General features: G+C 74.7%; 13 protein-coding genes. 6 read left to right on the top strand and 7 right to left on the bottom strand.

All coding sequences use genetic code 11. From position 1 onward, the window contains the following. The first annotated feature begins 79 nt into the window (after positions 1–79). Positions 80–3,043, top strand: coding sequence for a SpoIIE family protein phosphatase (locus QC029_RS00280; RefSeq protein WP_279553194.1), 2,964 nt, complete (start codon positions 80–82; stop codon positions 3,041–3,043). Between the two features lie 47 nt (positions 3,044–3,090). Here QC029_RS00280 and QC029_RS00275 read toward each other — a convergent pair whose 3' ends face one another. Next, positions 3,091–3,930: an NAD(P)-dependent oxidoreductase gene (locus QC029_RS00275; protein WP_279553193.1), complete on the bottom strand. Its 840-nt coding sequence runs from the start codon at positions 3,928–3,930 to the stop codon at positions 3,091–3,093. A 292-nt stretch (positions 3,931–4,222) separates the two neighbouring features. On the opposite strand from QC029_RS00275, the gene QC029_RS00270 reads away from it, so the two are divergent. Then, a complete protein-coding gene (locus QC029_RS00270) occupies positions 4,223–5,149 on the top strand; it encodes a 5-dehydro-4-deoxyglucarate dehydratase (protein ID WP_279553192.1) in 927 nt (308 codons plus the stop codon). Positions 5,150–5,383: 234 nt separating this feature from the next. Next, complete coding sequence (locus QC029_RS00265; protein ID WP_279553191.1) at positions 5,384–6,946, top strand: sodium:solute symporter family protein; 1,563 nt, start codon at positions 5,384–5,386, stop codon at positions 6,944–6,946. 129 nt (positions 6,947–7,075) lie between these two features. Here QC029_RS00265 and QC029_RS00260 read toward each other — a convergent pair whose 3' ends face one another. Beyond that, positions 7,076–7,930: a class I SAM-dependent methyltransferase gene (locus QC029_RS00260; RefSeq protein ID WP_279553190.1), complete on the bottom strand. Its 855-nt coding sequence runs from the start codon at positions 7,928–7,930 to the stop codon at positions 7,076–7,078. A gap of 206 nt (positions 7,931–8,136) precedes the next feature. Between QC029_RS00260 and QC029_RS00255 the strand changes: the two genes are divergently transcribed. Then, entirely contained in the window at positions 8,137–9,039 is a 903-nt protein-coding gene (locus tag QC029_RS00255; protein WP_279553189.1) for a slipin family protein, read from the top strand. 451 nt (positions 9,040–9,490) lie between these two features. Then, the gene (locus QC029_RS00250; RefSeq protein ID WP_279553188.1) at positions 9,491–9,925 is read left to right on the top strand and encodes a subtilase-type protease inhibitor; all 435 of its coding nucleotides are present in this window, start codon (positions 9,491–9,493) and stop codon (positions 9,923–9,925) included. Positions 9,926–10,423: 498 nt separating this feature from the next. Here QC029_RS00250 and QC029_RS00245 read toward each other — a convergent pair whose 3' ends face one another. The 5 genes from QC029_RS00245 to QC029_RS00225 form a co-directional block, all read right to left on the bottom strand. Then, a complete protein-coding gene (locus QC029_RS00245) occupies positions 10,424–11,155 on the bottom strand; it encodes a peptidoglycan recognition protein (RefSeq protein WP_279553187.1) in 732 nt (243 codons plus the stop codon). A gap of 236 nt (positions 11,156–11,391) precedes the next feature. Beyond that, entirely contained in the window at positions 11,392–14,364 is a 2,973-nt protein-coding gene (locus tag QC029_RS00240; protein ID WP_279553186.1) for a tetratricopeptide repeat protein, read from the bottom strand. Next, a complete protein-coding gene (locus QC029_RS00235; RefSeq protein WP_279553185.1) occupies positions 14,364–16,226 on the bottom strand; it encodes an HSP90 family protein in 1,863 nt (620 codons plus the stop codon). Before QC029_RS00235 ends, QC029_RS00240 begins: the two co-directional genes overlap by 1 nt. A 55-nt stretch (positions 16,227–16,281) precedes the next feature. After that, positions 16,282–17,298 (bottom strand): hypothetical protein, encoded by a 1,017-nt coding sequence (locus QC029_RS00230; protein ID WP_279553184.1) that lies wholly within the window; start codon positions 17,296–17,298, stop codon positions 16,282–16,284. A gap of 114 nt (positions 17,299–17,412) precedes the next feature. Next, positions 17,413–17,961, bottom strand: coding sequence for a DUF2165 domain-containing protein (locus QC029_RS00225; protein ID WP_279553183.1), 549 nt, complete (start codon positions 17,959–17,961; stop codon positions 17,413–17,415). A gap of 250 nt (positions 17,962–18,211) precedes the next feature. On the opposite strand from QC029_RS00225, the gene QC029_RS00220 reads away from it, so the two are divergent. After that, positions 18,212–20,818, top strand: coding sequence for a hypothetical protein (locus QC029_RS00220; protein ID WP_279553182.1), 2,607 nt, complete (start codon positions 18,212–18,214; stop codon positions 20,816–20,818). The last annotated feature ends 15 nt before the right edge of the window (positions 20,819–20,833 follow it).

The following is a 20,833-nucleotide window of genomic DNA, read 5'->3' as shown; positions in this document are numbered from 1 at the left end:
GGCGCCGCGCCCCTTCCGTCCGGCGTCCGGCGTCCGGCGACATGAAGAAATGTCGCGTTTGTCATATTATTCTGTTCTGGTGACTTCTTTCCCGGCATCCGCGGGGGACGGCCGCGACGGGCGGCCGTCCGATCCCGGGGTGCGCGCGGAGATCCTCGCCTCCTGGCAGCGTTCGCGGTCGCTCGGCATCGACCAGGAAGGGGCGGCGCTGCCGGTCGAGAGCGACCTGGACCCGGACTCGCGGCTGGTCAGGGCCGCCGCGCCGGTGCTGCGGCGGCTGTACGAGCGGTTCTCCGACATGCCGGTCACCGTGGTGCTGACCGACGCCAGGGCGAACATCGTGCACCGGCTCGGGGACCCCAAGGGGCTGGAGCTGATGGACGCCGCCTCCCTGGTGCCGGGCGCCAGCGTCGACGAGCGGTTCATGGGCACCAGCAGCGTCAGCATGGTGCTGAGCACCCGGGCGCCGTTCGTGGTCGTCGGGCACGAGCACTTCCTGCACAGCCTCAAGAAGCTGACCTGCATGGCCGCCCCGGTGCGCGACCCGGTGGGCGGAACCGTGCAGGGGGCGGTGAACCTCTCCGTCCCCAGGGAACTGGCCGACCCCGGCATGGCGCTGGTGCTCCAGGAGGCCACCGACCGCATCGGCGAGCGCCTGCTGGAGATGGGGTCGGCCAGGGAGCGCGGCCTGGTGGAGTCCTTCCTGCGGGCCAGGCGGCGCGGCGAGCACGCCGGAACCGGCCCCCGTCCGGGGACGCCGGCCCGCCCGGGCAGGGCGGCTCCCCGGCTCGCCCCGCAGGAGGAGCTGGCGCTGCTGGAGACCGCCACCGAGCTGATCTCCTCGGAGAGCCGGACCTTCGCCGAGGTGCCGCTGGCGGGCGGCCGGGTGGCGGCGCTGCGGCGCAGGCGCCTGCACCACGGCGACGCGGAGGGCGCCGCCGTCGAGATCAGCTTCCAGGACACCACCCGCTCCACCGCCGTCACCGCGGGAGCGCCCGCGGTGACGGCCACCGCCCCGGACGGCCGGGAGGTGCCGCTGCTGCGGCCGACCGCCGCGTCCGCCCCCGCCACGTCCACCTCCGCCGGTCGGCCGCCGCAGGAGCCCGGCACGGAGGGCACCACCGGCCCCACCGCGGACGCCGAGGACGCCGAGGGCGCCGAGGGCGCCGCCGTCACCGAGGAAGCCCCGGACGCCGGTCGGCCGGCGCGGGGGACGGGGGAGCGGCGGCACGGGCGGCCACCGGGCAGCCCCGACGCATGGCTGCTGCTGGTGGGAGAGCCCGGCGTCGGCCGTCTCGCCGTCGAGGCCCGCAGGCGGCTGTCGCTGCTGAACGAGGCGGGCACGCGCATCGGCACCACCCTGGACATACGGCGTACGGCGGAGGAACTGGCGGAGATGACCGTGCCGCGGTTCGCCGACGTCGTCGTGGTGGACCTGGTCGAGGACGTCCTGGCCGGTGAGGAGCCCCCGCCGGGAACGCCCGGAGCCGCCCCGGTGCTGCGCCGGGTGGCCGTACGGGCCGGCGAGGACGCGAACGGCGCACGGGCCGGCGGTGCGGGCGAGCCGGTCGGCTACGCGCCCGGTACGCCGCAGGCCCGCTGCCTCGGCACCGGGCGGCCGGTCGCGGACTCGGTGCTGACCGGGCTCCCGGCGGCGCCCTCCCCGGCCGGAGCCCACCCCGTCGGCCTGCTCGGCGAGGGCGAGCACTCGTATCTGGCCGCCCCGCTGCGCGCCAGGGGCGCGATCCTGGGACTGGCCGGTTTCTACCGCCGCGGCAGGGACCGGCCCTACGAGGAGGACGACCTGACCCTGGCGGGCGAGCTGGCGGCCCGCACCGCGATCAGCGTGGACAACGCCCGCCGCTTCAGCCGGGAGCGCGACGCCTCCCTGACCCTCCAGCGCAGTCTGCTGCCGCGCGACACCCCCCGGCTCGCCGCCGTCGACCTCGCCCACCGCTACCTGCCCGCCGACGGCAGGACGGGGGTGGGCGGCGACTGGTTCGACGCGATCCCGCTGTCCGGGATGCGCTCGGCGCTGGTCGTCGGGGACGTGGCGGGCCACGGCCTGCACGCGGCGGCCACCATGGGCCGGCTGCGCACGGCGGTGCGCACCCTCGCCGACCTGGACCTGCCGCCCGAGGAGGTGCTGGCCCATCTGGACGACCTGGTCGGCCGCTCGCCCGACGACCCGGCCACGGCCGCGACCTGCCTGTACGCGGTGTACGACCCGGTGTCCTGCCACTGCACCGCCGCCCGGGCCGGGCATCCGCCGCCCGCCGTGGTGCTCCCGGACGGCGAGGCGCGGCAGCTCGACCTGCCGGCCGGTCCGCCGCTGGGACTGGGCGGGCTCCAGCCGTACGAGTCCGCCACCGTCGACCTGCCGGCGGGCAGCCTGCTGGCGCTGTACACCGACGGGCTGATCAAGGAGGGCCGCGCCCACGGCGACACCGACGCGCGGACCGGGCGGCTGCTGGCCGCGCTGCGCGGCGCGGAGCCGTCGCTGGAGCGGATCTGCGACCGGGTCACGGACGCCCTGCTGCCCGGCGGTCCGCGCGACGACGTGGCCCTGCTGCTGGCCCGCGTGCACGCGCTGCCCGCCGACCGGGTGGCGTCCTGGGAGCTGCCCTCCGACCCCTCGGTGGTGTCCGAGGCCAGGGCCCTGGCCAGGCGGCAGCTCGACCGGTGGGACCTGTCCGGCCTGGAGTACGGCACCGGTCTGGTGGTCAGCGAGCTGGTCACCAACGCCGTGCGGTACGGCGGGGGCGGACCGGTGCGGCTGCGGCTGCTGCGCGGCACGTCCCTGGTCTGCGAGGTCTCCGACCGCAGCAACTCCTCCCCGCGCATCCGGCGCGCCGGGGTGACCGAGGAGGGCGGGCGCGGTCTGTTCCTGGTGGCGCAGTTCACCAGGAGCTGGGGTGCCCGCTACATGCCGCAGGGCAAGACGGTGTGGGCCGAGCAGGTGCCGCACGCCGGGCAGCGGGAGCATGCGGCGGAGGAGACGGACGAGCAGACGCTGCTGGCCATGTTCGACGACCTCGGCTGAGTCCGGGCCGGACGGGCCGCGTCCGGCGGAGGCCCGCGGTCCCCGTCTCAGTGCGGCCAGATCGGCGGGTTGACGGTGAAGTGGCCGCCCAGGCAGGCGTGCTCCGGGTTGTCCGGGTCGAGTTCGCCCTGTTCGGCGATGAGTCTGGCCGCGTACGGCTCGGAGTCGTCCTGGGGCTGGTATCCCAGGGCGCGGGCCGAGGAGAGGTCCCACCACAGCCGGGTGTTGGCGGAGCTGCCGTGGACGACGGTGTGTCCGACCCCCTCGGCGGTCAGTGCGGCGTGCAGGAGGCGGGCCCCGTCGGCCGGGCTCATCCAGACCGAGAGCATGCGCACCGAGGTGGGTTCGGGGAAGCAGGAGCCGATGCGGACGGAGACGGTCTCGATGCCGTGCCGGTCCCAGTAGAGCTGGGCCAGGTCCTCGCCGAAGCACTTGGACAGGCCGTAGAAGGTGTCCGGGCGGTGCGGGGTGTCGACGGGGATCAGCGGGTCGCCCTCGCGCGGGCGGGGGGTGTAGCCGACGGCGTGGTTGCTGGAGGCGAAGACGACGCGCCCGACGCCCTCCTCGCGCACCGCCTCGTAGAGGTTGTAGGTGCCCTCGACATTGGCCCGCAGGATCTTCTCGAAGGAGGCCTCGAGGGAGATCCCGGCGAGGTGGACGACGGCGTCCACGCCCCGCACCGCCTCCCGCAGCGCCGCGCGGTCCGAGAGGTCGGCGGTGATCGTCTCCTCGGCCCGCTCCGGCCGCCCCTCCGCACCGGGCAGCGGTTCGACGGGGGCGACGTCGAAGAGCCGGAGGGTGTAGCCGTAGGAGGGCAGCAGGCCTCGCATCAGGGTGCCGAGGCCGCCCGCGGCGCCGGTCAGCAGGATGGTTCTGGGAGCGGGCATGGACGGTCTCCTCGGTGCGGTGGACGGCCGACGCACGGGCTGGCGTGCATCCGGCGTATGTGCGGATGCATGGACGGAATTCACAACTGTGGGCAGATTAGGGAGTCTCCCAGGCGCCGTCAAGGGAAAAGGGAAAGCGCTTTCTGAGAGGTCGTCCGACCTGCCGAAAGCACCCGGCACGGGGGCTTCTTGACCGTGTCGAGCCGCTGCCTTACCGTAACGGTGTTCATAAATGTAAACACTGGTCGCCAATGTGTACATCGTCCACCGTGTCACACACCCAGGGAGAACCGTGACCCCACCCCCTCTCGCCACCCGGCTCGACGGCCTGCTCTTCTTCCCCGTCACCGCGTACGGACCGGACGGCGCACTCGACATCGACACGTTCCGCGCGCACGTGCGCGACGGCATCGACGCCGGCGCGGCCGCCGTCTTCGCCTGCTGCGGCACCGGCGAGTTCCACGCCCTGACCCCCGAGGAGTTCAGCGCGTGCGTCTCCGCCGCGGTGGCGGAGGCGGCGGGACGGGTGCCGGTGATCGCGGGCGCCGGGTACGGCACCGCCCTCGCCGTGCGGTACGCCCGCGCCGCGGAGGAGGCGGGCGCCGACGGACTGCTCGCCATGCCCCCCTACCTGGTCGTGCCCGGCCAGGAGGGGCTGCGGGCCCACTACACCGCCCTCGCCGACGCGACCGGACTGGACGTCATCGTCTACCAGCGCGACAACGCCGTCTTCGCCCCGGCCACCGTCGCCGAACTCGCCCGCCACCCCAGGATCGTGGGCCTGAAGGACGGCGTCGGGGACCTCGACCTGATGCAGCGGATCGTCAGCGCCGTGCGGACCGCGGACCCCGGCACGGAGTTCCTGTACTTCAACGGGCTGCCCACCGCCGAACTCACCGGCCTCGCCTACCGGGGCATCGGGGTCACCCTCTACTCCTCCGCCGCCTTCTGCTTCGCGCCGGAGGTCGCCGTCGCCTTCCACCGGGCCTTCACCAAGGGCGACGACGCCACGGCGCACCGCCTCCTCGACGGCTTCTACCGCCCCCTGGTGGAGCTGCGGAACAAGGGGCGCGGCTACGCGGTCTCCCTGGTCAAGGCCGGAGTACGGCTGCGCGGCCTGGACGTGGGCGGGGTGCGGTCTCCCCTGAGCGAGCCGGCCCCCGAGCACATCGAGGAACTGTCCCGTCTGATCGAGCGCGGGCACGCCCTCCTGGCGTGAGACGGGCGCGGGGCGCCGAGGCCGGAGGCGGGGCCTCCGCACAGGCGCCTCCGCTCGTCACCAGCTCAAGCATCATTCGCGTACGTGGACATGAACCCGGATCCACGACCCTCCCCTATTTCTTGCCGCACCGGTGTCACCCGTGTATTGACGCACCGTGAAGGCGCTTCTACTGTGACGGCACGCATTCATAGAGTTGACAGAAGTTCACATCTATGAACCAAAGGAGCCGTCGTGGCCACACTGGACTGGATCGTGCTGGGTGCGTACTTCCTCGTGATGGTGGGCATCGGCCTCTGGTCGAGGAAGCGCATCCACACCATCGCCGACTTCTTCACGGCCCGCGGCCGCATACCGTGGTGGCTCTCCGGGATCTCGCACCACATGTCCGGCTACAGCGCGATCATGTTCGTGACCTTCGCGGCCGTCGCGTACGACCACGGCGTCACCGTCTACTTCTGGTGGCCCCTCACCATCGGGCTCGGCATCGGCGTCGGCGCCTTCCTCTTCGCCGCCCGCTGGAACCGGCTGCGCGCCAGACACGGGGTCAACTCGCCGCTCGCCTACCTCGCCGTCCGCTACGACCTGCCCACCCAGCAGGTCCTCGCCTACAGCGGAGCCGTCCTCAAGGTGGTGGACATCGCCGCCAAGTGGGTCGCCATCGCCCTGCTCCTCCAGGGCTTCGCGGACATCCCGCTGGTGTGGGGCATCACCCTGACCGGCATCTGCACCATGTTCTACATGGCCTTCGGCGGTCTGTGGGCCGACGTCCTCACCGACTTCGGCCAGTTCGTCATCCAGGCCGTCGCCGGGTTCGCGATGCTCTTCGCGCTCTTCGCGCACCTCGACGGCGTGGCCACGCTCTGGACGATGTGGGGCGACCTGCCGGCCGACCGCGGCGACCCGGTCAACGGCCCCGTCACCACCGGGCTGATCATGGCGTTCCTGCTGGTGAAGACCTTCGAGTACAACGGCGGCATGTGGAACCTGGCGCAGCGCTACATGGCCGCGCCCTCCGGCTCCCGGGCGAAGAGGTCCGCGCTGCTCTCCAGCTTCCTGTGGATCGTGTGGCCGTTCATCCTCTTCGTGCCGATGATCGCCGCCCCGCTCGTCGTCCCCGGTCTCGACGACGGCGAGCGGTCGTACATCATGCTCGCCCAGGAGCTGCTGCCCGCGGGCGTCATCGGCCTGCTCCTGGCCGGATTCTTCTCCCACACCATGGCCATGGTCGCCTCCGACTCCAACGTCATCACCGCCGTCATCACCCGCGACCTCGCCCCGGTGGTCGTCCCGGGCGTACGGCGCCTGACCGAGGCCGGGCAGCTGCTGTTCGCGCGGATCACCACCGTCGCCTTCGTCACGGTCAGCATGGCCTTCGCCCTCCTCACCGACCCGGACGGCTTCATCATGACGGTCGTGGTGAGCATCGTCGCCGCCACCATGGGACCGATCTCCATCCCGCTGATGCTCGGCCTGCTGCCCTGGTTCCGGCGCCACGGCCCGCTCGCGGCGCTCACCTCCTGGGCCGGCGGCCTCGCGGTCTGGGCGTACCTGTACTGGTGGGTGGAGGACGCCACCCAGACCGTGAACGTCGGTCTGCCGGTCCTCACCTCGCTGACGCTGTACGTCGTCGTCGGGCTGGTGCGGCCCGAGGGCAGCGCGGCGCGCGACTCGCTGATCGACTCCCTCGACAGCGATCCGTCGGAGGCCGAACGGGTCGCGCTGGAGAGGAAGTTCGCCGAGCACCCGCCGGCCTCCGACGGCGACGCCGTGGCGGACACCGTCGTCACCCGCTGAACCGGAGCCCGGCGGGGCGGACGCGGCACCGGCCCGCCCGGCCCGGCCGGCCGGAGGGTCTCGTCGCCGAGACCGGCGCCCGTGCTGGGACCACACCGCGTACCGCCGCCGCGTCCCCGGGTCGGGACACTAGGGGCGCAGGGCGGTGACCAGCCAGGCGGCCGAGTCGTACAGCACGCCGTCCGGTGTCCCGTGCGCGGCGAGGGACGCCCGCAGACGGGCGAGGGCCCGGTTCCGCTCGCCGGCGCCGAGGTCGCCGAGCATCCGGTCGAACATGCCGGAGACGAACCGGTACGCGTCCTCGGGGTCGGACCCGAAGCACATGGGCGCGGACAGTCCCTCGACGCGCGGCACGCCGAAGCCCGCCGCCATGAGGCAGGCCCGCGCCCGTTCCGGGTCGGCCAGGGAGAACGGCCCGGGGGCGCCGGGCGGCGGCTCCGGCAGGACCCGGCCCGCGGCGAGCGCCGCGGTGAAGGCGAGGAACCACTCGTTGCGGGACGGGGGCTGCCACACGAGCAGGACCAGCCGTCCGCCCGGGCGCAGGGCGCGTGCGATGTTGCGGAACGCGGCCACCGGATCGGCGAAGAACACGGCCCCGTTGCGGCTGACCGCGATGTCGAAGCGCGCGTCGGGGAAGGGGTGGGTCTGCGCGTCGGCCCGCTCGAAGGCGATGTTGCCGAGCCCCTCCCCGAGGGCCCGCCCCCACGCCACCCGGAGCATCTGCCCGGACAGGTCGACGCCGAGCACCGAGCCGCCGACCGCCAGGCGCGCGGCGTCGCGCGCCGACTCGCCCGTGCCGCACCCGATGTCGAGCACGCGGTCGCCCGGCCCGATGGCGGCCGCGTCGAGGAGGGGCGCCTCGTAGCCGCGGACGGCGCGGTCGAACCGGTCCGCGTGCGCGGCCCAGTAAGCCCCTTCCTCGCCGTCCCAGGCCCGCGCCTGCTCGGCGTTCGACCGGTCGACCCGCAGGGTCCTGGTCGTCATCGTGACCACCGCCTACCTCCCGAAGGGGCCATCGGTTCCGGTCTACGCCCCGGGAGTCCCCGTATCAAGCCGCCCCCGGCCGGGACCCGCGCACGGTGCGGGGCCGCCGGTCCCGTACCCCCCTCCCCCGGTCTCCTGGCACAGGGCTATGGTGAATACAACAACAAAAAGGACATTTCTCACGGCATGGACGGCAGGTGTCTGTGATGACCCAGGGACTCATAGTGGCAGGGATCGCGGTGCTCTGCGTCTGCGCCGTGTACCTCGTGCTGGCCGCCCGGGTGGTCAAGCAGTACGAGCGCGGGGTGGTCTTCCGGCTCGGGCGGGTCATGGATTCCGTGCGCACGCCGGGCTTCACCCTGATCGTTCCGTTCGTCGACCGGATGCGCAAGGTCAACCTGCAGATCGTGACCCTGCCCGTACCGGCGCAGGAGGGGATAACGCGCGACAACGTGACCGTCCGGGTCGACGCGGTCGTCTACTTCAAGGTCGTGGACCCCACCGACGCGATCGTCAGGGTGGAGGACTACCGCTTCGCGGTCTCCCAGATGGCGCAGACCTCGCTGCGCTCGATCATCGGCAAGAGCGATCTGGACGACCTGCTCTCCAACCGCGAGAAGCTGAACCAGGGCCTGGAGTTGATGATCGACAGCCCGGCCGTGGGCTGGGGCGTCCACGTCGACCGGGTCGAGATCAAGGACGTCTCCCTGCCGGAGACGATGAAGCGGTCGATGGCCCGCCAGGCGGAGGCCGCCCGCGACCGGCGGGCCCGCGTCATCAACGCCGACGCGGAGTTCCAGGCGTCGAAGAAGCTCGCGGAGGCGGCGCAGCAGATGGCCGACACGCCGTCGGCCCTGCAACTGCGCCTGCTGCAGACGGTGGTGGCGGTCGCGGCCGAGAAGAACTCCACCCTGGTGCTGCCCTTCCCCGTCGAACTGCTGCGGTTCCTGGAGAGGGCGCAGCAGGGCCCGCACCCGGACGCGGCGCCCCCCGAGCGGGCGGCGGTGCCGCCCGCGCCCGGGCAGGCTCCGTACGCGCAGGCCCCCTACGCGGCGGCGTCCCCCGCCCGGGCCGCGGCCGACGCCGGGAACGGGGGGCAGGCGGCCTGAGGGCGGTGGCGGTTCGGTTCCGGCGGCTCGGAAACCGCACCGGGCCGCCCGGCGCCGCGTCGGCGTTCATGGTCGGCGCGGTCGTACGCGACCGCAATCGCGGCGGAGCCGGGCACGCCGTGCGCGGGCGTCCGGAGCCCGCGGGGCGGCGCCACCGAAGAAGGGGGAGGTACGGCTCTTTCCGGTCGAGGTGACGCGTCCGGAGAGAAGCGGCCCGGAAGAGGATCAGCAGGTCGGCCCCACTTCGCCCGTCCTCCACCGACGCCCCGTCCACATGGTGGACACGCTCTCCCGGCGAGCGCAAAGGGCTTCCGAGCTGCCCGGACACCACGGCAAGCCACCGGTCCGTCGCGGAAGGTGACCGGAAGTGATCCATCCGATGTGCGCTCGTCGTTCGCTCCAGCAAGACTCCCGTTCGGAATCTGCCAAACCGAGCCAAGGAGTGTTCGATATGCGGTACGCCATCAAGGGTTTGGGGCTGAGCGCCGCGCTGGCCGCCGGCTGCCTGGCAGGCGCGGTGCCCAGCGCGGCCGCCGCGCCCGCACAACCCCAGGGGCTGTACGCGCCCTCGGCGCTGGTGCTCACTGTCGGCGAGGGCGAGGACCCGGCGACGTCCACCGTGCGCCGGGCCGTCGTACTGCGCTGCTCGCCGGCCCCCGGCGGCGACCACCCCGCCCCCGCCCGCGCGTGCGGGGAGCTGCGTGCCGTGAACGGCGAGTTCGCCGCGCTGGCCGAGGCCCGCGGCGACCGGATGTGCCCGATGATCTGGGACCCGGTCACCGTGACCGCCGACGGGGTCTGGGAGGGCCGCAGGGTCTCGTACGCGCGCACCTTCCCCAACGCCTGCGTCATGGCGGACACCGCGCCCGCGGTCTTCTCCTTCTGAGACCTTCGGGAACCCCCGGAGCCTCCTGAAATCTCCCGAGATCCCCTGAGGGCGCGACCGACCGCGCCGACCGCCCCCCGGACACCCGGAACGTGTCCGGGGGCGGCCCGTCGGCGGAGCCGCCGCCGCGCGTCAGGCGACCCGGTGGACGAGCCGGCTGCCGGTTCCGCACCGCGCGCCGGCGATCGTCGGCCCTCCCGCGTCCGCCCCGGCGGCCGGGTCGGGCTCCGCGTCCGGTCGCGGCCGGCCGCGACCGGACGAGCCGTACGCTCGCCGTGACCGCCGTGACCGCCGTGACCGCCGTGATCTCCGTGACCGCCGCGCTGATACGGACCGCACCGCTCAGGTCGCGGTCGGCACCGCCGGGCGTATCCGCTCGGCGGTGTACCGGATGTGCGCGGGCGGTTCCCCGCCCGTCCCGCCCGCGTGGCGCGGCGGCGGGGCCCGTCGGCCGGGGACGGGCCGCGCGACCGGAGGCCGTACCGCCGCCCGGACCGGTCAGAGCCGCCGCAGCCGGGCCGCCTCCGTACGGATCTCCGGAAGGCGGTCGTACAGCGCCTGGCCGGGGCAGTCGGTCTGGTGGCTGTCGCGGTGGCCGGAGATGACGTCGAACGTCGCCGCCTGGCCCTCGTCGTAGCGGCTCTCGTCGTTCGTCGAGACCAGTCGCACCCTGCCCTGCGGATCGGCGCCGGGCCGCAGCTTCCACGCGGCGACCTCGGCGATCGCGTCGATCACCGCGCGCGGTACCGTCTCCCCCGCCCCGAAGGTCCCCAGCGCGGCCACGCCGACACTGTTGCGGTTGAAGCCCTTGGTGTGCGCGCCGTACACCGAGCGTCCGATGCCGCCGCCCCGGCCCTCGTAGATGGTTCCGCACCGGTCCACGACGAAGTTGTAGCCGATGTCGTCCCAGCCCTGGCCGGTGATGTGGTCCGCCTCCAGGGCCCGCAGCATCTCCGGGACGTCCGAGCAGTCGTAGCCGTTGGGGTGGCCGGTGTGGTGGACGAAGACGGCGCTCACCGGACCCGTGTACCTCGCGGCCTCCCTGACCAGGTCTTCGTCGGCGCGCCAGGTCTTCCGGCTGACGACCGCGGGTCGCGGCGCGGTGTCCGGGGACCCGGGGCCGGCGGCTGCCGGCCCCGGGGGGTCGATGAGGTGGGCGGGGACGTCCCGCATCACCAGCAGCGCCAGCGGCAGGAGGGCGGCGCCCAGCGCGAGTCGTGGGTACCACATGCCACCACCCTGCCCCCGCCCGCGGCCGATCTCGCGGTCAGGCGGGCCGACCGGGTGACACCGCGCCGCTGCCCCCCGCCGCGTCCGCGCGGCTCACGGGCGGTACGACGGGGTCCGGACGGGGAGGCGCGAACCGCCGCCGCGACCACCGGCCGCACGGGCCCGGAGCCGCCGGAGCCGGGCCGGGCCGGTCCGGGCCGGTCCGCGGCGGACCGGCCCGGTGCGAGGACACGGCCTCAGCGGGAGGCCATGTCCTCGCGCAGGGCCGTGAGGATCCGGGCGGCCTCGTCCAGGTCGGCTCCGGCGCAGCGGCGGATCGCCGCGTCCAGGCGGACCACGGCCGCCTCCGGCCGGCCCAGCCCGTTGCCCTCGACGACCGCGGCGAGCCGGGCCGCCTCCGCCCGGCTTCCCGCGCCGTCCGGGCCGCCTTCCGCGAAGCGCGCGTCGGCCCGTTCCGCCTCGCCCAGCGCCTCGTCGAAGCGCTCGGTGCGGGCCAGGCAGCGGGCCCGGCACAGGTGGTTCTGGCCGGCGTGGTACCAGTGGGGGAAGTCCTCCCCGTCCCCGGGCGCGTCGGCCAGCAGCCCGTCCGCGGCGGCCAGGTGGCCGAGCGCCGCCTCGGCGTCCCGCTCCTCGCCGCGCGTGGCGAGGTCGGCGAACTCCCTGAGCATCTCCAGGACCGGCCCCGGGTTCGGCGCCTCGCGGTGCGACTCCAGCGCGCGCTCACGGGCGGCCCCCGCCGCCTCCCGGCGGCCGTCGCGGGCCAGTGCCACCGCGGCCTGGGAGGCGACCATGGTGTGGGTGAACCGCTCCTCCCACCCGGCGACCGCGTCGGCCAGGCGCAGGAACTCCTCGGCCGCGGGGCGGTGCTCCTCCAGGTCCGACAGGCCCCGGGCGAGGGTGAGGCGGATCTGGGCCAGGAGCCGCTCGTCGAGCGGGCTCCCGGAGTCCGCACCGCCCTCCCGGACCGCGGACTCCAGCACGGCGACGGCGTCCTCCGGCTGTCCGGAGGCGGCTAGGGCGTCGGCGAGTTCCAGACGGCACTCGGCGGCGCCGTTGTGGTCGCCCTCCCGGTCGAGGCGGGCGGCGGCCTCGGACAGGTGGCGGACGGCTCCGGGGAGCTCGCCGGCGTGCTTGCAGGCGTGGCCGAGCATCGCGTGGACGGAGGTGGCCGGGAACGACCGGTCGTCGTACCGCGCGGCTCGGGCCATGGCCTGCCGGAACACCTCCGCGGCGTCCGCGGCCCGGCCGGTCCGCAGCAGGATCTGGCCCAGCAGCAGCATCCCGCGGGTCGCCCGCCACGGGGTGCCGGTCTCCTCCAGGATCTCCTGGGAGCGCCGCTGCCGTTCGACGGCCTCCTCCAGGCGCCCGGTGCGGGCGGCGACGTCGGCGGCGTACAGGTGGGCGGCGGCGGTCTGGTGGGGGACCTTCCACCGCTCGGCCCCGGCGTGCAGCGCCGCGACCGCCTCCTCGAAGCGCGCCACGGCCTCCGGGGCGGCGTCCGGGAGCCGGTCCGTCAGCTCGGCGTGCGCGGCGAAGGTGCGGCACTGGAGCACGACGAGGTACTTGTCCGGCCGGAACTCCGCGTCCGGCTCCCGGTCCCCGCCGGGGAGCATCCGCTCGGCCCGCTCCAGCAGGGAGTCCAGCTCCCGGCGTACGGCGGAGTGATCGCCGGACGCATCGCCGGAGTGGTCGCCGGAGTGGTCGCCGGAGGCGCCGTCCCGCCCCTGCTCGGTCCGGCACGCCGCGCGGGCCCGGGCGGCCAGCTCGTGCCAGGGCAGGCCGGCCCGGACGTACAGGTCGGCCGCCTCGGCCATCGCGGCCCGGCCGTCCCCGCCCCGCTCGTCCTCGGCGAACCCGCGCTGTTCGGCCAGCTCCGCCAGGAGCCGGTCCGGGTGGCCGAGCGCCGGGTCGTGGACGTACCCGTCGGCGGCCACGCGCTCGGCGATCCGCTCCCACAGCGGGGTGTCGCCGGGGTGGCCCTCGTCCGCCAGCCGCCGTGCCTCGGCGACCAGTTCGGCGAAGTCCTCGGGAACGGCCACCCGGTGCGCGGCGGGGGCGGGTGCGGGCGCCGGGGCGGCCCCGCCGTCCGCCGGGCCGGTCAGCGGCGTGACGCGCAGGCCCAGGGGGAGGGGCTCGTCCAGCAGGGGGCGCCGCGCCAGGCGCGCGCGGCGGCGCTCGCCGACCGACGCGGTGCCGTTGCGCCGGTCGAAGGCGGCGGCCAGGCCGTCCGCCTCGGCTCCGACCTCGGCGAGCAGCGTCCGCGCGGTCCACTGCCGCCCGGGCGGTCCGGCGACGGGGGCGTCGGCGTACCCCTCCTCGGTGAGGCGGCCGAGCAGCACCTGGACGCCGGTGAGGAAGGCCAGCCGCGCCTTGGGGGCGCCGGTGGCGCCGAACAGCTCCCGGTTCTCGGCGAGGATCTCCAGTCCGCGCCCCTCGTTGCGGGTCAGGGCGCAGAACTCCAGGTGCAGGCCGATCTCCTCGGCCATGCCCGTCCGTCCGCGGGCGTAGCGGTATCCGGCCAGATGGTGCGAGCGGGCCTCGTCGGCGCGGCCGGCGCGCAGCAGCGGCAGCAGCGCGAAGGCGTGGCTGACGTACGGCTCCTCCTGGCAGCTCACGGCCCCGGCGAACAGCGGCGCCCAGACCTCCAGGGCGCGCTCGTCGTCCCCTAGGGCGAGGTGGTGCAGCGCCCGGTGGCGTATCTCGCACGCCTCGCAGTCGCTCAGCCGCTCCCGCGGGCGGGTCACCCACAGGTCGTAGGCCGCCTCCAGACCGCTGCCGGTGTGCAGCGCGACGCGGTGGGCCATGGCCGCCACCGGCTGCATGCCGTGGCCGGCCTCGCGGTAGCGCCCGCGCATCCGGCCGATCCACTGCTCGACGGTGGCCAGCGGTACGTCCGGCACCTCCAGCAGCGAGGTCGTCACCCACTTGAAGCGCCAGTAGACCTGGTGGCCCTCCCATTCGCTGAACGCGTCGGGGCTGCTGTCCCACAGCTGGAGGACGCGGGCGAAGACGACCGGCGACTTGCGGTGCTCGCCGGTGTACTCGTAGGCCTCCATCAGCTCCAGCAGCGCGGTGACCAGGACGTCCGGCTCCTCGAACTGCTCGGCCGCGGCGACCAGTTCCTCGGCGGCCACGGTCCTGGGCAGGCCGTAGGGGCGTTCGTTGTTCTCCCGCAGCGCGTCGAGCACGGCCTCCGGGGTGTCCAGCATCACGGCTCCTTCCGGGAGGCCGAGCCGCCGCGAGGGCCGGCCGGGTCGTGCATGGCGTGGTCGAGCAGGCCGAGGAAGGCCCGATTCAGCAGGGCGCTCTCGGCGGCGCGCAGCGGGCGGCGGCTGAGCAGCAGCGCCTGCCCGTACAGCGCCTCCGCGGTGGCGGTGGCCAGTCCGCGTTCGGTGATCGTCACCGCACGGCGGACCAGCGGGTTGAGGTGGTTGAGGACCAGTTGGGCGCGGGGGGCCTCGGTGCGCAGGGAGCCGAGGATGTCGGCCCACAGCCCGTCGCCGGCGCCGGCCAGTTCGGAGCGGGTGCGCTCGTGCCGGGCCTCCCGGTTGTCCAGCAGGAGGGCGGGGGCGGTCACCGGCTGGAAGCTGCGGAGCACCACGTCGCAGTCGTGGGCGCCGACCGCCTCGCGGGCCACGGCCAGGAAGGAGGCCGCGGCCAGTTCGGCGGCGGGCTCCACCGCGTCGAGGTGGGCGGTGACGGTGGCCGGGTCCAGGTCGCCGACGGTGGTGCCGGGCCGTATCTCCGGCAGCCGGTGCACCAGGTCGCGGTCGTAGGTGTAGCCGCCGTTGACGACCCCGAGGCCGGCCGCCGCGGCGATCGGCGCGACCTGCCGGAACTCCTCCACGCTCCGGGTGACCAGGACCGTGGGGTGGCTGCGGGCGAACTCGTCCAGGGTGACGTTGCCGTCGGTGGTCTCGAACGGCAGCCACGGCAGCAGCATCCGCAGCAGCGCGTCGTCGTGGCGGGCCAGCGCCTTGACGGCCAGGTGGTGGACCTCGATGAAGCGGTGCAGGAGGGTGGGGTCGCCGGCGGCCAGGCCGGTGAGCCAGTCGCGCAGCCGGGCGCCGAGCGCCTCGCGCACGGCGTCGAGCGTCTCGTCCTCGTACAGCGCCTCGCGGGAGGCGGTGGGCCGCAGGCCGGTGGTGTCCACCACGCAGCGCACGAAGAACGCCCAGTCCGGCAGGAGTTCGGAGGCCTGGTCCGACAGGAGCATGCCCTTGAGGTGCACCCGGTGGCCGGCGCGCCGGGAGGGGCTGACGGCGGTCGGCAGGACGTGGGCGACGCCGCGCAGCCCGACGACGGGCAGGTCCAGTTCGACGGTGTCCAGCGGGGTGAAGCCGAAGGTGGAGCGGCAGTGTTCGGCCAGCGCCTCGCGGCGGGCCAGCGGCGAGGCGTGGCGCTCCTCCCACGGCGGGGTGCGGTTGACGCGGGTGGCCGTGCCGCGCGCGTCGACCACGGTGACCTCGTGCCTCAGCAGGCCGCCGTAGTGGCGGGCCAGTTCGAGGACCCGGTCGGGGCGCGTCCACTCGGTGCCGTCCGCGCGCGGGGTCAGCCGCACCGTCGTGCCCGGCTCGGGTCTGGCGTGCGGGGGCAGGGTGCGGATGGTGTAGCTGCCGTCGGCCCGTCCGCGCCACTCGACGACCGGGGCCTCGGGGGTGGCCGCCGATCGGCTGACCACGGTGATCTCGTCGGCGACGACGAAGCAGGCGAGCAGTCCGATGCCGAACTGGCCGATGAAGTCCGCGCGCGCGGAGGCGATGGCGGTTCCGTCGAGGCCGCCGTCGGCGGAGCGCTTGGAGCTGCGGCCGATCGTGGCCAGGAAGGTGTGGACGTCCTTCTCGGACAGGCCGACGCCGGTGTCCGTGACGGTGAGCGCCTCACCGGTCTCCACGGTGATCCGGGCAGGCGCGTCCGGGGACAGGGCCTGGCGGGCGGTGATGGCGTCCACCGCGTTCTGCAGCAGTTCGCGCAGGTAGACGCGGGGGCTGGAGTAGAGGTGGTGGGAGAGCAGGTCGACCAGGCCGCGCAGGTCGACCTGGAAGGTGTGGGACGTCTGATGCTGGGACACCGGGGCGGGCTTTCTTCCGGGGGGAGACGGGGAGGACGGCGGCGGGGCGGCGGGGTCAGCGGCCGGCGCGCGAGCGCCACTTCCGGAACGCCGCGACCGGGTCGCCGGAGTCGAGGTACTGCCAGGGGAACTCGGTGACCTGTCCGTCCAGCGGTGCGAAAGCGGCGGCCGCGGCCCCGCGTTCGCCGGCCAGCGAGAGGGCCATCGCGAAGGTGTTGTGCACGCCGATCCAGTCGGACGGGCGGCCGAAGGCGGGGTGCCCGATGGACCGGTCGGCGGCCTCCAGGAGCTGGGCCCGTACGTCGGGGCGGCCGATGTACTCCGCGTCCTGCCCGGGCTCCAGGTCCAGCCAGTGCTCGAGGTGGGCGAGGGCCACGAGTTCGCCCAGGGGGCTGCCCTCGGGGGCCGCGAGCATCGAGTCGCGGGCGAAGGCGTGCATCTCCTCGTGCGAACCGCCCCACTTGGCGCACACCTGCTGCAGGTGCTGGCGGTGCGCCCCCAGGTGTCCCGGGCTCCGGCGCACGGTCGCCTCGAAGCGGAGCCGGGCGATCTCCCGCCCGACCTGGAGGCCGCGTCCGGAGACCTGGAGCATGAACCAGGGGGCGACCCAGTCGGGTTCGCGCTCGGCCACCCGGTACAGCAGGTCCTCGGCGACCTCCAGCCGCTGGTGGAAGATCCGGAACTGCTCGCGGGAGACCTGGGAGGCCCGTGCGCCGGTGCGGGCCTCCCAGGCCCACTGGACGTGGTGCGCGCCGGCCGTCAGCAGGGCGAGCGTGCCGTCCGGCTCCCGTTCCAGGACGCCGCCCATCCAGGCGGCCATGCCGGGTGTGTCGGAGACGTGCCAGACGAGCCGGCACAGCTCGTCCCCGTCGGCCGCGGACGCCAGCCGCTCGCGCACGGCGGGCCAGTCCCCCGCCCGGGCGGCCTCCCGGAGCCGGGCCAGCCCCGGATCGCCGAAGTCGGTGGTGAGGCGCGGCGCGGGCCTGCGCTTCCACAGACCGAACGGGAACGCCGGCCGCCGCCCGCCGGCCGGCCGCTCCCCGGATGCGGAGCGGTGGCTGGTGGTTGCCATGGAATACCCCCCGTGAAACCCCTGACGGAGCCGCTGATCACCGCCCCGGAGAACGAATATCATGCGGCACCGACACCGCTTCGGCCAGGGGTTTTCCGACCGGCGGCCGGCCCGTCAGCGGCCGTCTCCGCGCGGGGACGCGAGACGGACCACCACGAGCGCGAAGGCGGCGAGCGCGACGTTGCGCGCCGCCGCGTCCAGGCCGTTCCAGTCCGAGGACTGCCACATGGCGAACCACTCCCCGCCGATGCAGATGAAGCCCAGCCCGAACAGCAGCAGGACCATCACCAGGCCCAGCGTGCTCGCCCGGCGGGCCCGCTCCGGGCCGCCGCGGCGCGGGCCCGCGATCCAGAGCCAGGTGGCCAGGAGGAGGACGAGGGAGGTGAGGACCTCCCAGACGATGATGGCGACGTAGGCGGCGTCCTGCAGGACGGGCGACTCCACCGCCCGCCACATCAGGTCCGGATCCCGGAACGTGGTGTCCATCGCCAGGACGTGCCGGACGAACTGCCGGTTGGTGTCGAAGTCGGTGATGTTGCCGAAGGCGACCAGAGCCATGTAGAGCGCGACGGTGCCCGTCAGCACGGTCGCCGCGACGGGCGGTGTGCCCAGCCGCAGCAGCCGGTCCAGCCTGGTGCCGGTGCGCTCCTCGCCGTCCGCCATGCGTCCTCCCCCGTCGGGCATCGGCCACGTCCCCCGAGTGTCGCAGGATCGCGGCGGCCGTGCCCGGTGTTTCACCGCGGGGGCGGCGGAGGGGAGCGGTGGGGGGCGGTGGAGAGGGGCGGAGGGGCGTCCCCGCGCCCGCCGGGCGGCGCGGCCGTCCCGCGGCGCCGAGGAACACCGACCGGACAAGGAGGTTGACTCTCCGTCACGGAGCGGGCACGCTCGTCCCACCGGATTTCGGGGGGCTGAAGTGCCGGACTTTCCTGGCTGGGAGCACGCTGCCGACTTCGTCGACGCCTACCGCGCCGCGGTGCGCACCCGGTCCCGGCTCCACAAACGCGTGCCGAAGTACCCGCCGATCGTGCTGCGGACCGGCCCCGACGAGGCCCGGCAGGCGCTCCAGGCCCTGGAGGGCGCCCTGAAGCGCTCCACGGCGGCGGGCGGCTCGGTGCCCTGCGTCCCGTACGCCCACGTCCGTCCGGGCGGGACCAGGACCGAGCTGATCGAGGAGATCGCCGAGGAGCTCCGCGAGAACACCCCCGCGGAGATGGGCCGGCTCCGGCTGCCCACGTACGACCTGGTCCGCGGCGTCCCCGGCGAGCAGGACGTGTCGCTGGCGGACCGGGCGTACGCCGGGCGGCGCGGACGCCGCGGCCCGGACGTCTCGCGCCGGGACGGTTCCAGCCCCGCGACGGTCACGGCGTTCTTCCTCACCGTCCCGCTCGACTCCCTGCGGTCGCTGGCGGAACGGGCCCACCGGACGTGGTGGGAGTGGCGCTGGGGGGTGCGCCTGTCGCGGGGGCGGCTCCACCGGCACCTGTGGCCGGACGGCTTCGAGGGGAAGCGCACCTACGGCGCGGCGCTGCGCCTGTTCGACCAGGCGCGGCGGGCCGGCGGCGACGCGTGGGACGGGCTGCTCCTGGCCGCCCTGATGACCGACCTGTACGGGCAGGCCCGCCAGGGGCTGCTGCACCCGGGCCGGCGCCGCAGGCGCCCGCGCCACGCCCTGCTGCTCGACGGCAGCCGGAGCGGGCCGGACGCCGTCGCCGGTTTCGCCGCGCTGTACGGCGAGAGGCAGAGGACCGGCCCCAACCCGGTGGCCGTGGTGGTCGCCGCGCTGCCGAGGGAGCCGGGCGCCGTGCCCGCTCCGCGCGGTCTGGGCGACGCGGCGGAGCGGCTGGATCCGGCCAGGGGCGAGATCCCGGCGCCCTTCGAGGTCACGCTCCCGGCGCCGGAACCCGGGGCCCCGGCCCGGCAGGTCCCCCCGGTGTGGACGCCCTGGCTGCGCGTGCGTCCCCGCCCGGAGCTGGCGTTCGAGGCCACGGCCCTCGTCCTCGCCCTGTGGCTCACCGGGCTGCTCGCCCCCCTGCCGTGGATCGGCGAGGGACCGTTCCGCAGCGAGTACACCGCCTGCCTCAACGGCTCCGGGTACGTCCGGCAGGGCCGGCCCGACGACGGCGACCCCCGCAGGCAGCACCGGGAGGCGCTGGAGGCGATCGAGGAGCAGAACAGGGTCGCGGAGTCCGAGGGCGACCCCGAGCGGACCGTGACCATCGCGCTCATCCACTCCTCCCCGCCGGCCAACCGGGACGAACTGCGCTCCGGCGGGTCGATCCCCGAACTGCGCGGCCTGGTGCTGGCCCAGCGGGCGCTGCACCGGCTGGCGCCCGCGGACAACCACGCCGTCTGGGTCCGGATCAGGCCCTACGACGCCGGGGTGCAGTACGCGGACGCCGAACGGAGGGCCCGGGAGGTGGTCCGGGAGGCGGGGAGGAACTCCCGGCTCGTCGGCGTCACGGGGTTCACCGAGAGCCGCAGGGAGACGGTCGCCGCGGTGCGGCTGCTCAACGAGGCGAAGATCCCGATCGTGAGCTCCACCGCCACGGCGAAGAGGATGGGGGTCGGGCTCTACTACCACGGCGCCGCGCCGGGCAACCGGAGGGAGGCCCAGGTGGTCGGGGCGTTCCTCGCGCACGCGAACACGGTCCGGACCGGCGACGGCTCCTGCGTACCGGCCGGGAGCGTCGCGGTGGTGACCGATCCGGCGGACGTCTACAGCGACGACCTGGGCAAGGAAGTGGTCCGCGAGTTCGGGCGGACGGGGCAGACGGGGGCGCGGATCGGCTACACGCCCGGGGCGGAGAGCGGGCAGACCGTTCCGGACGAGACGGACCTGGACATGAAGTTCAGCATGTCCGAGGTGGCGGAGGCGGTCTGCAACCGGCTCCTGGACAACCCGCGGACCCTGGTCTACTGGGCCGCCCGGGTCCGGGAGTTCGAGACCTTCCTGAACACCTTCCAGGACGTCAGCAACTGCGCCAACAGGGACCTCACCGTGGTGGGCGGCAACGAACTCACCAACGCCGCGCTCGGCGGCGGCTTCAAGGACAAGGCGTGGCTGCACCTGTACCACACGGCCCACATGCTGCCCGCCGGGCACGCGGACCGCAGCGCGACGGCCCGGGCCTTCAACGACGCCTACGCCGAGGTGTTCGGCGAGGACGACCTGTGGCTGAACGACGGGCACGCGGCGCTCGCCCACGACTCGGTCCGGGTGCTCGCCGAGGCCGCGAGGAAGGCCATCGCCGCGGACGTGGGCCTGACGCGCCCGGACGTCCACCAGTTCATCCGCAACGGCACCTTCGACCTGGAGGGGGCCAGCGGACGCCTGCGGTTCGCCGCCGGTTCGCTGCAGCGGCCGCTCAACAAGCTGCTGACCGTGCTGCACCACGAGAGGGAGGGCTCCACCCTGGTGCTGGTGTGCGGGGACCCCGGGAAGAACATCGACGCGGGGAAGGAGTGGCGGCAGGGCGGCACCGCGTACGCCTGCCCCGACGACCGCTGGCCCGGCACCTGACCGGCGCGTCCGCGG

It is taken from the genome of Streptomyces sp. DH37, from assembly GCF_029813835.1.
Lineage (GTDB): Bacteria > Actinomycetota > Actinomycetes > Streptomycetales > Streptomycetaceae > Streptomyces.
Note: the sequence above shows the minus strand (reverse complement) of the source record. Positions and strands in the feature narration are given on the sequence as shown.

Coding starts and splice junctions, on each gene's coding strand:
- QC029_RS00225 (WP_279553183.1), bottom strand. CDS start 17,961: ATGGCGGACGGCGAGGAGCGCACCGGCACCAGGCTGGACCGGCTGCTG.
- QC029_RS00250 (WP_279553188.1), top strand. CDS start 9,491: ATGCGGTACGCCATCAAGGGTTTGGGGCTGAGCGCCGCGCTGGCCGCC.
- QC029_RS00245 (WP_279553187.1), bottom strand. CDS start 11,155: ATGTGGTACCCACGACTCGCGCTGGGCGCCGCCCTCCTGCCGCTGGCG.
- QC029_RS00240 (WP_279553186.1), bottom strand. CDS start 14,364: ATGCTGGACACCCCGGAGGCCGTGCTCGACGCGCTGCGGGAGAACAAC.
- QC029_RS00230 (WP_279553184.1), bottom strand. CDS start 17,298: ATGGCAACCACCAGCCACCGCTCCGCATCCGGGGAGCGGCCGGCCGGC.
- QC029_RS00260 (WP_279553190.1), bottom strand. CDS start 7,930: ATGACGACCAGGACCCTGCGGGTCGACCGGTCGAACGCCGAGCAGGCG.
- QC029_RS00275 (WP_279553193.1), bottom strand. CDS start 3,930: ATGCCCGCTCCCAGAACCATCCTGCTGACCGGCGCCGCGGGCGGCCTC.
- QC029_RS00255 (WP_279553189.1), top strand. CDS start 8,137: ATGACCCAGGGACTCATAGTGGCAGGGATCGCGGTGCTCTGCGTCTGC.